General features: G+C 40.7%; 11 protein-coding genes and 1 pseudogene. 8 read left to right on the top strand and 4 right to left on the bottom strand.

All coding sequences use genetic code 11. From position 1 onward, the window contains the following. Positions 1-32: 32 nt before the first annotated feature. Together BLR60_RS08200 and BLR60_RS08195 are read right to left on the bottom strand one after the other, a co-directional pair. Positions 33-710 carry a DUF6766 family protein gene (locus tag BLR60_RS08200; protein ID WP_090498662.1) on the bottom strand — a complete coding sequence of 226 codons (678 nt, stop codon included), beginning with the start codon at positions 708-710 and terminating at the stop codon, positions 33-35. Positions 711-725: 15 nt separating this feature from the next. Then, positions 726-1,115, bottom strand: a pseudogene (locus tag BLR60_RS08195) (CinA family protein); the annotation flags it as partial. Positions 1,116-1,418: 303 nt separating this feature from the next. On the opposite strand from BLR60_RS08195, the gene BLR60_RS08190 reads away from it, so the two are divergent. From BLR60_RS08190 to BLR60_RS08175, 4 genes are all read left to right on the top strand, one after another. Then, on the top strand, positions 1,419-1,973 hold the full coding sequence (locus BLR60_RS08190) for a YciE/YciF ferroxidase family protein (RefSeq protein WP_090498660.1): 555 nt from the start codon (positions 1,419-1,421) through the stop codon (positions 1,971-1,973). Positions 1,974-1,988: 15 nt separating this feature from the next. Beyond that, entirely contained in the window at positions 1,989-4,181 is a 2,193-nt protein-coding gene (locus BLR60_RS08185) for a catalase (protein ID WP_090498658.1), read from the top strand. A 199-nt stretch (positions 4,182-4,380) separates the two neighbouring features. Beyond that, positions 4,381-4,572, top strand: a complete 192-nt coding sequence (locus tag BLR60_RS08180; protein ID WP_090498656.1) for a hypothetical protein — start codon at positions 4,381-4,383, stop codon at positions 4,570-4,572. A 47-nt stretch (positions 4,573-4,619) separates the two neighbouring features. Beyond that, positions 4,620-5,414 carry an SDR family NAD(P)-dependent oxidoreductase gene (locus BLR60_RS08175; protein WP_090498654.1) on the top strand — a complete coding sequence of 265 codons (795 nt, stop codon included), beginning with the start codon at positions 4,620-4,622 and terminating at the stop codon, positions 5,412-5,414. A 255-nt stretch (positions 5,415-5,669) separates the two neighbouring features. Here the strand turns inward: BLR60_RS08175 and BLR60_RS08170 are convergent, their stop codons facing one another. Beyond that, complete coding sequence (locus BLR60_RS08170) at positions 5,670-6,677, bottom strand: SDR family oxidoreductase (RefSeq protein ID WP_090498652.1); 1,008 nt, start codon at positions 6,675-6,677, stop codon at positions 5,670-5,672. Between the two features lie 135 nt (positions 6,678-6,812). On the opposite strand from BLR60_RS08170, the gene treZ reads away from it, so the two are divergent. From treZ to obgE, 4 genes are all read left to right on the top strand, one after another. Then, on the top strand, positions 6,813-8,672 hold the full coding sequence (gene treZ / locus BLR60_RS08165) for a malto-oligosyltrehalose trehalohydrolase (RefSeq protein ID WP_090498650.1): 1,860 nt from the start codon (positions 6,813-6,815) through the stop codon (positions 8,670-8,672). Continuing rightward, positions 8,665-12,717 (top strand): malto-oligosyltrehalose synthase, encoded by a 4,053-nt coding sequence (treY, locus tag BLR60_RS08160; protein ID WP_090498648.1) that lies wholly within the window; start codon positions 8,665-8,667, stop codon positions 12,715-12,717. Before treZ ends, treY begins: the two co-directional genes overlap by 8 nt. Before the next feature lie 374 nt (positions 12,718-13,091). After that, a complete protein-coding gene (locus tag BLR60_RS08155) occupies positions 13,092-13,667 on the top strand; it encodes an adenylate kinase (RefSeq protein ID WP_090498646.1) in 576 nt (191 codons plus the stop codon). Positions 13,668-13,856: 189 nt separating this feature from the next. Next, the gene (gene obgE, locus BLR60_RS08150) at positions 13,857-14,852 is read left to right on the top strand and encodes a GTPase ObgE (protein ID WP_090498645.1); all 996 of its coding nucleotides are present in this window, start codon (positions 13,857-13,859) and stop codon (positions 14,850-14,852) included. Positions 14,853-14,952: 100 nt separating this feature from the next. Here obgE and BLR60_RS08145 read toward each other — a convergent pair whose 3' ends face one another. Beyond that, positions 14,953-15,696 carry a YdcF family protein gene (locus BLR60_RS08145; protein WP_090498643.1) on the bottom strand — a complete coding sequence of 248 codons (744 nt, stop codon included), beginning with the start codon at positions 15,694-15,696 and terminating at the stop codon, positions 14,953-14,955. Positions 15,697-15,725: the final 29 nt, after the last annotated feature.

The following is a 15,725-nucleotide window of genomic DNA, read 5'->3' as shown; positions in this document are numbered from 1 at the left end:
TTGTTAGAAACTGGCGGTTTCAGCCCCTCAGCTTATTTCCCTGTTTCCATATGTGGTGCATCAACAGGTTTTGATTCAGGTGAACCCTTTTGCCTTAAAAAAATGGTGAATATGACAATAGCCGCAACAGACATAAATTCGCTTTGCCAATTTTGGAAGGTTTCAAACCAGAAATTGGCCTGCCCCAGATATGCAAACATTGTATCTTCAGGCTTTCCTTTTAATGCCTGTTCTATGTTGTGGTCTTGCCAGCTTCCATAAAGATGCAGGTACCAGCTAAGGAAAAAAAGAATGATAAAGGCAATGGAAAGTGAATTGGAATATAGTTTTAAAATCCACCCACCCTGGCGTACGGCCCATGGCGCATCTTTGGAGGGGATGGGTTCCCGATCTACTTCTTCCTCCTCGTCAATCTTTTTTGATTCTGCAGAACCGATCTGGCGTAGTTTTACCGTCAACAAAACATAAAGCATCATTTGTAAAAACTCGCTTTCAAAATTTTCAAACGTAGCGGAGATAAAATGACCCGACTGCAGGTAACTACCAAAATCCAGGCTGTGTGCGCCTTGTTCATTGAGTTCGTTGTTGTGTTCATTCCATCCGGTAAGTGCCTGCGCCAAAAGGGTTAATAAAAAAAGGCTGATGAAGACAAGAGATAGTCCGTTTCGATATAACCAGGGTTTTTTAGGAAATACTTTTTTAGTTTTCATGATGCGGTTACGTATTTAAATGGAATGAAGATAATCGAGGAGTAGGGTTGCACAGGCTTCAACCGTAGCGGAAACGATTTCCTCGCGTTCTCCGGTAAAATTAAATCTTTCCGAAAATGCCAGCGCTCCTTTATTGGTGGCATAAATGAACACGGTACCTACTGGTTTTTCTTTGGTTTCGCTTCCTCCCGGAGCGGTAAGTCCGGTAATACCGATATGAATATCGGCGGGAATCAGTTTTGAAAGCCCAATGCTGATTGCGCGGGTTACTTCCATTGATTCGGGGGTATAGGTTTTAATAAGTGCGTGGTCAACCTGTAAAAGATCTTCCTTTAATTGAGCATCATAACAGGCAATGCCACCTTTAAGAAATTCTCCAGCATGATCGATCATTGAAAATTCTGCAGAAAGCCGGCCTGCGGTTGCACTTTCTGCAAAGCAATTGTTAAGTTTTGACTGATGAGCATTTTGCCCAGGGCATCCATTTTGTCACTATTCATATGCTTAATCTGGCTAGTAGCGCTTTTAACATTTGATTAAAGGGCTTGTACGCTAAGAACACGGTGTTTTTACAAATGGTTTTCCGTACAAAGTGGCTTCTTTAAGAATGCGTATTTAAACACGGATAAATTACTGAAACTATATAGTGAAATACAGGGTTATAATAGATGATGGTTAACAAAGAAACATCCTTAAACAAAACATACCATGAAAAAACAAGACAGCGGCAGTAATCCAAAACTTAGCGCTAAAACCACTGTAGCGGCTTCTCCAGCATTGAAAGAACTCTTTAAAGATGGAATATGTGATCTTTACTGGGCCGAAAATCATTTGGTTAAAAATTTGCCTAAAATGATGGCTAGCGCCACGTCACCAGCACTTAAAGGTGCAATCGAATCTCATCTTACTGAAACTAAAGGGCATGTAGCCAGGCTTGAACAGGTATTTGAACTGCTTGGCGAAAAGCCAATTGCAAAAAAATGCGATGCGATGGAAGGATTAAGTAAGGAGGGTGAAAGTATTATTGAGGAAACAGAAGCCGGAACAGCGACACGTGATGTAGGTATCATACTGGCTAGCCAAAAGGTAGAACATTATGAAATTGCTTCTTATGGTGGACTTTTTCAACTGGCTACAACATTGGGTTTAACAGAAATCGCAGATTTGCTTGAACAGACCCTTGCTGAAGAAAAACTTGCCGATACCAAGCTGACCGATATTGCTGAAAGTGAAATTAATTATGAAGCAGCCGAAGAGGCTTAGGAGAGGAGAAAGAAAATGGCAAAAAAAACAATAGTAAAAGATAGTAGTCCGGTAAAACAGGATAATGATAAAACAGCAAAGCTGGAGGCCTTTGTTGCAGATGATACCAATACAAAACTTACCACCAATCACGGCGTTAAAATAAACGATGATCAGAATTCGCTTAAGGCTGGCGATCGGGGTGCCACATTATTGGAAGATTTTATATTACGGGAAAAAATTACCCATTTCGACCATGAGCGAATCCCTGAACGGGTTGTGCATGCCAGAGGGTCAGGTGCACACGGCGTGTTCAAGGTATATGAGGATATGTCTGATGTCACCAGAGCAGCTTTCCTTTGCGATCCGGGCCAGGAAACACCTGTTTTCGTTCGGTTTTCAACAGTAGCAGGATCAAGAGGTTCTACTGACCTTGCCCGCGATGTTCGTGGTTTTGCGGTAAAGTTTTACACCCAGGAGGGTAATTTCGACCTCGTAGGTAACAATATGCCGGTGTTTTTTATTCAGGATGCCGTTAAATTCCCTGATCTAGTGCATGCTGTAAAGCCGGAGCCAGACAATGAAATGCCTCAGGCTGCATCTGCACACGACACTTTTTGGGATTTCATTTCCTTTATGCCCGAATCTGCACATATGATTATGTGGTTGATGAGCGACAGGGCCGTTCCTAGAAGTTACCGCATGATGGAAGGATTTGGTGTGCATACTTTCCGTTTTGTGAATGCGTCTGGTGTGGCCAGTTTTGTGAAATTCCACTGGAAACCACTGTTAGGTATACATTCGGTTGCCTGGGATGAAGCACAGAATATTTCGGGAAAAGATCCCGATTTCCACAGACGGGATTTATGGGATGCCATAGAAGCGGGTGCTTTCCCGGAATGGGAACTCGGTGTACAGATTGTAGCCGAAGAGGATGAATTTAAGTTTGGCTTCGACTTACTGGACCCAACCAAACTCATTCCCGAAGAACTGGTTCCTGTGCAGCGCATCGGAAAAATGACCTTAAACCGCAATCCCGATAATTTCTTTGCCGAAACGGAACAGGTTGCTTTTCACGTTGGGCATGTTGTGCCAGGAATAGATTTTACTAACGACCCACTTTTGCAGGGCAGGTTGTTTTCTTACACTGATACACAGCTGATCAGGTTGGGCGGACCAAATTTTCATGAGATTCCGATTAACAGACCTGTGGTACCTATACACAATAACCAGCGCGATGGTTATATGCGCCAAACCATAAACCGTGGCAAAACCAGTTATGGTCCTAATGGAATAGCTGCAAACGATCCTCAACAGGCTAAAGCAGCTGAAGGTGGTTTTGTTAGTTATAACGAACGTATTGATGCAAAGAAAATCCGCGCAAGAAGCAGAAGTTTTTTCGACCACTTCTCGCAGGCCAGATTATTCTTTAACAGTCAGTCTGAAGCCGAAAAAAACCACTTGATTGATGCCTTTAGTTTTGAGCTGGGCAAGGTAAAAATGGTTGCGGTAAGAGAACGTATGCTTGGCTTGCTTAATCATGTGGATAAAGGACTTGCAGCAGCTGTAGCTTATGCACTTGGTCTTCATGTTCCAACTATTCCTTTAGCAGAATTGAATGGAAGTATACCTGCAGATGCTGATCCGGCAGATTATACCCCAGAACAGAAAGAAGGAGAACTTGCAAAATCGGAAGCATTGAGTATGGCTGGTACACTTAAGGATTCGATCGCTACCAGAAAAATCGCCATCCTTGCAGCAGATGGTGTGGATGGTAAATCCTTAAGTACTGTAAAAGATGCACTGGTTGCCCAGGGTGCAATTGTGCATATTATTGCACCAAAGCTGGGTACTATTCTTTCGGAGGATGATCAGCAGATCGATGTAGATGAAAGTTTCCTAACGGCCGCATCTGTACTTTATGATGCCGTTTATCTTCCGGGAGGAACAAACAGTTCTGCAACGTTAGAAGCAGAAGCTAATGCCGTACATTTTCTGAATGAAGCCTTTAAGCACTGTAAGGCAATAGCTGCGGATGCTACTGCAATACAGGTTTTGGAGGCCACCTATTTCTATAAGAAACTTCCGGACGAATATTCGGAGGAAACCGTTCTGCGCGAAGGTATTATGGTTTCTGATGATCTTTCTTCATTGGTAGAATTATTTATCAGCATGATTGCCCAGCACAGATTCTGGGATCGGGAGGTGCCAAGAAAAATTCCGGCATAGACTAATAATTCTATCGTATTCTTAATATCATTTCAACCAGGTTATCATTAGCCTGGTTGTTTTTTTTGAAATAAACCAAACTGCCAAAGGTTTTAACAGGTTCTATAGTTAAGAAGGCATTTTGGCCGGAATATCATTTATAGCCATTAAGGCAAATTCATCTGCCAGCTAAATATCAATTTAAAATAAGCTTAAAATTATGGAAAACAAGAAAACAGATCTCGAAACGAATAAAGAGGATAAAATAGGCGTTATTCCGGTCTCTCAACTAGAGGGAAGTGATGCCGATACTGCTCACCAGGATGATGATGCAGCAGCGGAACAGGCCGAACAAGCTACAAAGTCTGATTCGGATAGTGATGAACAGACTGATAAAAGCAATACTGATTAAAAGACAGTCGATTGAATAAGGGATGATTAACCTGAAGAACAGATATTATGGAAAATACAAAACATTTTGCCCTGATTACAGGAGCAAGTAGCGGTATTGGTTATGAACTGGCAAAGCTTTTTGCAAAAGATCACTTTAATCTGGTTATTGTAGGCAGGGAAGAGGCCAGCCTACAACGGGCTGCAGTTGTGCTTGAAGAACAGGGGGTTGAGGTGATAACTATTACTGCGGATCTTTTTGAACCTAATGCAGCGGTTGATCTGTATGAACAAATACAGGCAAAAAATATACAGATCGATGTATTGGTGAATGATGCGGGCCAGGGTGTTTATGGCAAGTTTTTAGATACCGATCTGAGTAAGGAACTCAACATTATCCAACTCAACATTTCGGCTTTGGTAACCTTAACCAAATTGTATGTACGGGAGATGGTAGCCCGTGGAACTGGTAAGATCTTAAACGTTGCCTCTATTGCAGGAAAAGTTCCGGGACCTTATCAGGCAGTTTACCATGGAACAAAAGCATTTGTGCATTCATTTAATGAGGCTGTCCGTGCTGAAATTAAAGATACACCCGTTACCATAACCTCTTTATTGCCTGGTCCTACAGATACCGATTTTTTCAGGAAAGCGGATATGCTCGATTCTAAAGCGGTACAGGAAGGTGAACTTGCAGATCCTGCAGATGTGGCCAAAGATGGTTACGAGGCGATGATTGCCGGGAAAGATATGGTCATCTCTGGATTTAAGAATAAATTCCAGGTAGCCATGGGGAATGTAACGCCTGATAGTATGTTGGCAGAGCAGACCGGTAAGCAACAGGAGCCGGTGGATAAGTCATAATATTATCCCCTTATCAAAATTAGATTTCAGATAGATTTCGACATCTCTACCGAAGCAAGCGTAGCGCCTGTCCGTACAGGCGGGGAGAAATCTTTCGATGTATCTAACAAAATCTCCACTACGCTACCATTGACAAAATCCACCAGCGTGATCGTCATTGCGAGAAGAAACGACGAAGCCTGCTACAGGCAGGCTTCGTCGGCTGAAAAAGTCTTCTCGCAATGATTGATTCTTAACTTCCAATCAAAATTACCCCTAAGGTTGTCCGTTTCCTCCGGCAGCGCCATATACCTGGCCGGTAGAAAAACTGGCATCATTTGCAGCAAGCTGAACATAAATAGATGCCAGCTCAGCAGGTTGGCCTGGTCTGCCCAATGCAGTATCTTTACCAAATTCTTTAAGTTTCTCAGGGGTTGAACCACCACCCATCTGTAATGGCGTCCATATCGGGCCAGGAGCAACACCGTTCACCCTGATCCCTTTAGGGCCAAGTTGCTTGGCAAGTGATTTTACAAAGTTGGTGGTAGCGGCTTTTGTTTGTGCATAATCATAAAGATCAGGCGAAGGATCGGTTGCCTGTACAGAGGTGGTTCCAATAATAGATGAGCCTGGTTTTAAATGAGGTAAGGCTGCTTTAATAATCCAGAATGGCGCATATATATTGGTTTTTATGGTCCAGTCAAACTGATCGCTTGTTAAATCAGCAAGCGAAGGTGTACTCTGTTGTCTTGCAGCGTTGCTAACCAATATATCCAGGCCACCCAGCTGACTTACAGCCGTATCGACCAGCTTTTTGCAAAAGGCTTCATCTCTGATATCGCCAGGAATGGCAACTGCTTTGCGACCAGCCTTTTTAATCAATTCAATAACTTCTTTAGCGTCTGGTTCTTCCTGTGGTAAATAATTAATGGCAACATCTGCACCTTCTCTGGCATAGGCAATGGCTGCCGCTCTACCCATACCAGAATCGCCACCCGTAATTAACGCCTTTCTTCCCGCTAATCTCCCTGAGCCTTTATAACTGGTTTCGCCATGATCGGGTCGGGGTACCATTTTGCTGGCCAATGCCGGCCAGGGCTGGTTTTGATGGTTAAAAGGTGGTCGCGGATATTTAGTGGTGGGGTCTTCGAGCGCGACAATAGGTGAGTAATGGTGTTGGCTTACTTCTGCGGCAGATAGTGCGGGTGCAATGGCCATACTAGCCAATCCAATTCCGAGACCTCCAATTGCCTCACGTCGTGTAACATTTTTTTTTCCGTCCATAATGATGTTTTTAATAGGTATAGATATAACCAGATAAAATTTTAGATGGTTTGGCTTATTTGAACTTTAATAAATGAGCTGGCCACTTCTAAAACTTTTAGCGCATTTTTCTTGTTTTTTTTCTAAAGTTCTTCAATGGAAATAGATATACAAAAGCGAAAAATAGGATTAAACTTTAATGAAGACGGGGCAGCCGAAATCAGGCTTTGGGCACCATTCGCAGCGCAGGTTTCTATTTTAATAGAAGTGGGCGAATTGACTTTACAGCTATTTGATGAAGGCTATGGTTATTGGTATTTGCAAACAGACCAGATCAGAAAACATGATCAATATCGCTTCAAAATTACATCCTTAACCGATGGAGAAACGTTATACCGGGCAGACCCGGCTTCTTTATTGCAGAAAGAAGGACCAAACGGGTCATCTACTACTTTCGATCTAAATGCTTTTTCGTGGACAGATGCCGATTGGCAAGGAGTAAACCTCAATGATCTGGTCATCTATGAACTTCACACCGGAACATTTACACCAAATGGAGATTTTGCCGCTATCGAAACCAAACTCGATTATCTGATTGAACTAGGCATTACAGCTATCGAAATTATGCCCGTTGCACAATTTTCGGGCAATAGAAACTGGGGTTACGATGGTGTATTTCCCTTTGCCGTGCAAAATACTTATGGCGGGCCATCATCCTTGCAGCATTTGGTTAATGCCTGCCATGCTAAAGGTTTGGCCATTATTTTAGATGTTGTTTATAATCATGTTGGGCCTGAAGGGAATTATTTCTCCGATTTTGGCGAATATTTTACCGATAAATATCAAACGCCCTGGGGAAAGGCTATTAACTTTGACGATGCCGGCTGCGATGCCGTGCGTAATTTTTTTATCGAAAATGCCTTAATGTGGTTTAGAGATTTTCATATCGACGTGCTTAGGCTGGATGCGGTACATGCCATTAAAGATTTTAGTCCGGTCCATATTCTGGCAGACATTAAAAACTATACTGAGAAACTTTCACAAACTACCGGTAGGCCATATCAATTAATTGCTGAGCTTGATTTGAATGATGAGCGTTATATCAGGCATCAAAGTGAATACGGTTATGGCATGGACGCCCAGTGGGTAGATGAATTCCACCACGCGCTCCGGGTTTGTACCGGGCAGGTAAAAGAAGGTTATTATTCAGATTTTAATGGTGTTGCAGATCTCGCCAAATCCTACCAGGATGCGTATGTGTACACTGGCCAGTATTCTCCCCATCGTAAAAGGAAGTTTGGAATGCCGTTACAGGAAGTTTCAGGCGCTAAATTTGTTGTTTTTTCGCAAAATCACGATCAGGTAGGTAACCGTATGCTGGGCGAAAGAAGCAGCGCCCTGGTTAGTTTCGAAATGTTGAAGGTGATGGCAGGAGCAGTTTTTTGCAGTCCGTTTTTACCCTTAATATTTATGGGCGAAGAATGGGCAGAAACCAATCCTTTCCAGTTTTTTGTGAGCCATAGCGATGAAGAACTGATTGAAGCGGTAAGAAAAGGAAGAAAGGCAGAATTTGCCGACTTCCATACCCATGGCGAAACACCCGACCCACAGGCAGTCTCTACTTTTGAACGTTCAAAACTGGACTGGGAAAAAACGGCAGAACCGAGACACAAGATCATGCTCAGTTATTATAAAACTTTGATTGCATTTCGGAAAAAATATCCTGTCTTTGCCAACCTGGATCGTCAAAATGTATATGCAGTAGCATTTCCTGAACAAAACTGTCTTATGCTTAGGCGCTGGAAAGACAGTGAAGAAATTTTGGCCTTATTCAATTTTTCTCAACAGAAACAAACTTTATCCATTGATCCTTCCTTTCAACATGCCTCGGTGTTATTAGACTCTTCTTTAATGCAGTGGAATGGTCCAAACCAAGAATCAAATCATATAATGGCTGAGAGCCAGCTTAATTTATTTCCCGAATCCATTCTTATTCTTTACAAAGCAGATGCATAAACCAAATTCTACCTATCGAATCCAGTTTCACGAAAATTTTAACCTTAAATCACTAGATCAAATCATCCCTTATCTAATAGAACTTGGAATTGGCACCTTGTATGCTTCGCCAATTTTTAAGGCTATGCCTGGCAGTACCCATGGTTATGATGTGGTAAACCCTTTGAAGATAAACCCCGAGATCGGTACCGAGGCCGAATTGATTGAGATTTCACAAAAGTTAAAAGCTGCTGGCATCAGCTGGCTTCAGGATATTGTGCCTAACCATATGGCCTTCCATCCGGACAATGCATGGCTAATGGATGTATTGCAGAAAGGAAGTGCATCTGATTTTTCGGAATTTTTTGATATCGATCTGCAAAAAGGCGATGGCCGTTTGATGGTTCCTTTTTTAGGTGAAGACCTTGAAGAAGCAATTGCAGCACAGAAAATAAAGTTAGTGGCCACTAAAGGTCAATACTACCTTAATTATGGCGATTCTAATTGGCCGGTTAATGCAAAAACGGCAAAAAACCTTTCGGCACGAAATCTTGAGGACATAAATAGCGATGCCGAAGCTTTAACAAAAGTTATTAATAGCCAATACTATCGTTTATGCAACTGGCAGGAAACCGATTACAATATTAACTACCGCCGGTTTTTTACTGTCAATGCCCTGATCTGCCTTAATATGCAGCATCAGGAAGCCTTCGATCTTTATCACCGTTATATTTTTGAACTGATTGATAAAGGCATTTTCCAGGGCTTGCGGATCGATCATGTTGATGGACTTTACGATCCTAAGGAATATTTACAACGGCTTAGGAAAGCGGTAGGCAAAGACATTTATATCGTGGTCGAAAAAATTCTCGAAAACGGTGAAGCATTACCCCAAGACTGGAAAGTGCAGGGCACTACCGGCTACGACTTTTTGGCAACGGTGAACAATCTTTTTACCAACAAAGCAGCAGAAAAGCCTTTTAATAAACTCTATCAGGAAGTAACAGGTAAAAAACTCGATCCTGCTAAACTGATTTACGAAAAGAAAAGCAATATCTTGTTTAAGCATATGCAAGGTGAGCTGGATAATTTATTTGAAGGCTTAGTGGCACTTAAGCTGGAGGATTTTTTAACCATAAATCATAAAGATCTTAAAATGGCGTTCTCCGAAATGCTGATTGCCATGCCAGTATACCGATATTACAACTATCGCTTTCCACTGGCAGAGGCAGAAGCACATCATGTTCAAAGTTTGCTTACCCCCGTTCTTCAGCATAAAAAGCTGGCTAAGGCAGGCGAACTGTTGATTAAAATCTTTTTAGAAATGCCGAGAAAAAAAGATATGGCCTATAGCAAAAAGTTAGGCCATTTTTTTCAACGCTGCATGCAATTTACAGGCCCATTAATGGCAAAAGGGGTAGAAGATACCGCCATGTTTACCTATAACCGCTTTATAGGCCATGCAGAAGTGGGCGATGCGCCAGATGCTTTTGGAATGACCGTGGATGAGTTTCATAATGAGATGTATCATAGACAGCAAGACTGGCCATTTAGCATGAATGGAAGTTCTACTCATGATACCAAAAAAGGAGAAGATGTTAGGGCAAGATTAAACGTACTTAGCGATCTTCCGGATGAATGGGCTCAATTGATACAGCAGCTGAAAAAAACTTTCATCGCCTTACTAAATCAGCATCCCTCTTTTAAGCAATTACATGATAATGATGTTTATCTCGTGCTGCAAACCATTATTGGCGCTTTGCCATTTCATAAAGATGATGATGCTGAAATCGATGAACGCCTGGCACAATTTATTGTAAAAGCGTTAAGGGAATCCAAAAAGCGGTCAAACTGGGCAAATCCTGATGAGAATTATGAGGATAAACTCATTGAATTTGCACAGCTTATATTAACCGAGCCGCAGGAGAGTAATAGGTTAATCAAAAATTTTTTAAAACGGATTGCTGATTTTGCGGTCATCAACAGCTTAGCTCAGCTTACCCTTAAATTCACTTGCCCGGGCATTCCGGATATTTACCAGGGAACGGAATTATGGGATTTAAGTCTGGTTGATCCGGATAACAGAAGACCTGTTGATTTTGACGATAGGGCTAATCTGCTGGCTACATTTGATGATCCTGTAGACTTTAAAAAGCTCTCCAAAGAAAGATTTTCGGGAAAGATAAAAATATGGCTAACCAAAACTTTGCTAGGGATCAGAAAATCGGAGGCAGTAATTTTTGAAGAAGGAGCTTACATCCCTTTAAAGGTTCAGGGTAAGTATAGCCAACATATTTGTGCTTTTGCCAGACAATACAAAGCACAATGGCTAATTACCGTAGTTCCTTTGGGGTTTGCCAAATGCTGTAAAAAGCAAAATGTAACAGTGGATAATTTTGACTGGGAAGATACCGAAGTGTTGTTACCAGATGATGCACCGCTTGGCTGGGAAAACCTGCTGACCGGGAAAAAAGAGTATAAAGATCCGCTTTACAAAGGTGTTCCGATCAGCCAGTTGTTTAATTCTATTCAGTTGGCGGTAATTAAATTAATTTCTGAAAATAATCAGCGCGCTGCAGGTGTACTCATGCACATTAGTGCTTTGCCGTCCCGTTTTGGTATTGGCGATCTAGGTCCAAACGCATACCAGTTTGTAGATTTTCTTGCGGCTTCACGCCAACGCTACTGGCAGGTTTTGCCGCTTAACCCAACCAAAAAAGAAACGGGATATTCGCCCTATTCAAGCAACTCTTCAATTGCCGGAAATACCATGCTCATCAGTCCTGAAAGCTTATTTGAACAAGCGCTATTAAGCGAAGGTGATCTGAACGCTTCTATATTGCCAGAAACAGGGCCAATTGATTTTGAGAAAACCGAAGAAATAAAACAGCGGGCTTTACATCAAGCTTACCGGGTTTTTAAAGCTAACGGCGATGAAAATCTGTTAAATGAATTTGAGGTATTTTGCAAAAATGAACAAAGCTGGTTAGCTGATTTTTCTGTGTATACCTGCATAAAGCAACATTTCAAGGGTAAAGAATGGTTTAACTGGTCGGAAAAGTATAAATTAAAAGATCCGCAAACCATTGCCGACTTTGAAAAAAACAATCAGGCAGAAATAGAAGAAATAAAATGGAACCAGTTTATTTTCTATCGCCAGTGGTACCGTTTAAAAGAATATGCAAATGCGAAAGGCGTAGGCCTGATTGGTGACCTTCCATTTTACCTTGATTATGATTCGGTTGAAGTATGGTCGCAGCGCGAAAACTTTTTACTGAATAAGAATGGGAATATGACCGTAGTGGCAGGTGTTCCGCCCGATTATTTTAACGAAAAGGGTCAACTTTGGGGCATGCCGATATACAACTGGGAAAAGATGAAAGCCGATGGTTTTACCTGGTGGGAAAATCGTTTGAAAAAAAATCAACAGCTGTTTAATCTCCTCCGTTTAGATCATTTTAGAGCTTTTTCTGATTACTGGCAGGTTGCGGCTGGTAGTGAAGATGCTGTTGATGGTACATGGGAGCCTGGAGTTGGTGCCGAATTTTTTAAAACAATAGAAAAGAAACTGGATAAACTCCCTTTTATTGCCGAGGATTTAGGCGAAATTTCGGCTGACGTGGAGCAGCTGATCAAACAATTTAAATTGCCAGGCATGAAAGTACTGCAGTTTGCATTTGGAGAAGATTTAGCCGGATCAGTGCATATCCCACATCAGTTTGACTCGTCAAATTGTATTGTTTACACCGGAACGCACGATAACAATACCACCTTGGGCTGGTTTAAAAATGAAACAGATACAAATCTCAAAGAACGACTTTCCAGGTATGTAGGTACGGCAGTTAATGAAAAAAATATTAATACCATCCTGATCAAACTTTGTTATGCGTCAATTGCTAAAACTGCCATCATCCCCATGCAGGATATTCTGCAATTAGATGAAACGGCCCGGATGAACATCCCGGGTAATGCAACAGGAAATTGGACATGGAGAGCAGATAAAAATTTTATAAACGAGGATATGATAAACTGGCTGAAAGCAGAGACCGAACTTTACGGACGTTAAACATTCCGTAAATTAGGTGCACATCCAATTTACTTAGCCCGGCGTAAGATCAAGAGTGTTGCAATAATAAAATTTTTATAAAATTGATGAAATGTAAAAAGAATCTTTCGGTAATATGACCTGTTATTTTAAGAAAATTCTGCCAAATATAAAAATGGCACAAGATTCTTCTTAGAATAAGATAAATGTCATTAAAACAGCTCGTTTTTAAATATATTATCAATTTTAAATGGCATCTAAATTAATAATTATATATTTGCAGCCTTGAAAGTAAGCAATGTCTAATCCTATTAATCAGAGATTTAAATATTACTTATAACCGAGCCATAGGAATAAGGCTTTTTTAATTTTTGAAGATAACCTAAACAACCTGAATGCTTAATTTAGTTCTCTTTGGCCCTCCAGGGGCGGGTAAAGGCACCCAATCTGAAAAGCTGATTGCAAAATATCAGTTGGTACACGTTTCAACAGGCGATCTTTTTAGAGCACACGTTAAAGGAGAAACAGAATTAGGAAAAAAAGTGAGTCAATTATTGGCTGACGGCGAATTGGTTCCTGATGCCATTACAATTGCCATGCTTGAAGAAGAGGTAGATAAAAATCCTAACGCTAAAGGATTTGTGTTTGATGGATTTCCGCGTACTGTTCCGCAAGCCATTGAGCTTGATTTATTTTTAGAGCGTAAAGGCAGTAAAATTGCCGGTGTTATTGCTTTAGATGTAGACCAGGATGAACTTACCAAACGTATTGCTGAACGCCATAAAATTAGCGGCCGTCCGGATGATGATGCTGAAAAACTGAAAAAACGGATTTCGGAATACTTTAACAAAACAATTCATGTACTGCCTTATTACGAGGAGCAGGGAAAGTTGAATAAAGTAAACGGAATTGGTGAAATAGAAACCATTTATAACGATCTTTGCGCGGTAATTGATCAGTATAAGGTTTAATTCATTAATTAAATATTAGGTATAAATACCAATCATTAAGTATCACGAAAATGCATCAGGATTAATTTTAATCCCTGATATCATTTCAAAAACATACAAGGAGTTATAATGTTAAAAACGTTATAACTCTTTAATTTTAAAGGAATTGTTGTTTTAACTTTCCATTATTAAACATTTCAATAATAAAATATGTCACAGGGTTCGAATTTCGTAGATTATGTAAAAATTTGTTGCCGTTCCGGAAAAGGTGGGCCAGGTTCAGCACATTTACATCGTGATATTTTAACGTCAATGGGTGGCCCTGATGGTGGTGATGGCGGTCGCGGAGGCCACATTATCGTTAAAGGCAGTATCCATATCTGGACATTATTACACCTTAAATACCGTAAACACATTATTGCTGAAGATGGCGGAGCAGGTGGAAGTTCCCATAAATCTGGTAAACAAGGTAAGGATGAAATATTAGAAGTTCCGCTTGGTACCATTGCCAAAGATGCTGAAACGGGAGAAATCCTTTTCGAAATTACCAAAGATGGCGAAACCAAGATTTTAACAGCCGGTGGTCGTGGTGGTTTAGGTAATGCGCATTTTAAAAATGCAGTTCAGCAAACGCCTCGCTTTGCACAACCGGGCGAGCAGGGGCAAGAGGTATGGAACATTTTAGAACTAAAAGTTTTAGCCGATGTTGGCCTCGTGGGTTTCCCGAATGCAGGTAAATCAACTCTACTTTCTGTAGTTTCGGCAGCTAAGCCAGAAATCGCCGATTATCCTTTTACCACTATTGTTCCTAATTTGGGTATTGTAAGTTATAGAGGAGGAAAATCTTTTGTAATGGCCGATATTCCCGGCATCATTGAAGGTGCATCAAAAGGGAAAGGTTTAGGTTACCGTTTCCTACGTCATATCGAGCGTAACTCCGTACTGTTATTTATGGTTCCGGCCGATACAAGTCGCTCAATTAAAGAAGAGTACGCAATTCTTAAAAGTGAGTTAGAATCCTATAATCCTGAGTTAATGCAAAAACCACATGTTTTGGCCATTACCAAATCAGATATGTTGGATGACGAACTAATGGAAGAAATGAAGCAGGATCTTCCTGATATTCCATCGATATTTATCTCATCAGTGGCTGAAAAAAATATTTTAGAATTGAAAGATATGCTTTGGAAAGCAATTGAAGGGTAAAGAGGTTTATTAGTTCATTAGTCAATCGTTTATTAGTTTGTATTGGTTACCTATCAACAATTACGAATGACCAATGACCAATGAATCAATGACTAATGTATCAGGCTCTCAAACGGTCAACCATTAAACCAACCCATTCTTTTAAAATATATTGCCATTGGGTTAACGCACCGGCATCGGGCATGTAATAATCAGAGATATCATACTTTTCCTTTCCAATATAATCTGTAGGGTAATAAGCTAATTTCCTGTTAAAAGCCTTATCAAAAATCATTTTTGAACGGGGAATATGCCATGCGCTTGTAATAACCAATATTGATGCATTTGGCTGATTTTCAGTAACCAGCGCTGCGCTGTATTTTGAGTTTTCTATCGTGTTTTTGCTTCTGTTTTCAATCAAAATTGATGAATCCTGTACACCAATACTTTTCAAATACTTTAAAGTCATATCGGCTTCGATAGATTCAGTTCCAATTAATTTTCCGGAGCCTCCGCTGATCAGGATTTTCTTGATTACACCAGTTTTCAATAAATAAATCGATTGTACTAACCGATCACCTCTATCGCTAACCGCTAATTCACCCCTTTGAGTAGATTTTGAGAAGCCACCCAACAGAATACCAACATCATATTTTTTTGGTGCCGGATATTTAGCTTCATACAGATTATAGATTTTTCCGATAATAAAACCGTTCGAGAAAATAAACAATAATACAGTACCAATGGCGAAAAGTCTGTTTCGTCGCTGCTGTTTTTTAGAGAAAAGAGCAAATAGCAATACTACAAAAATCCAGATAATGGGTTGCAGCAGAAAGATTAAAATTTTAGAAAGAATAAAAATCATAATTGGCAAAATAATCCTGTAAAACTAAG

The organism is Pedobacter terrae, assembly GCF_900100705.1.
GTDB lineage: Bacteria > Bacteroidota > Bacteroidia > Sphingobacteriales > Sphingobacteriaceae > Pedobacter > Pedobacter terrae.
The sequence above is the reverse complement of the archived record's forward strand: the minus strand, read 5'-3'. Positions and strand labels throughout refer to the sequence as shown.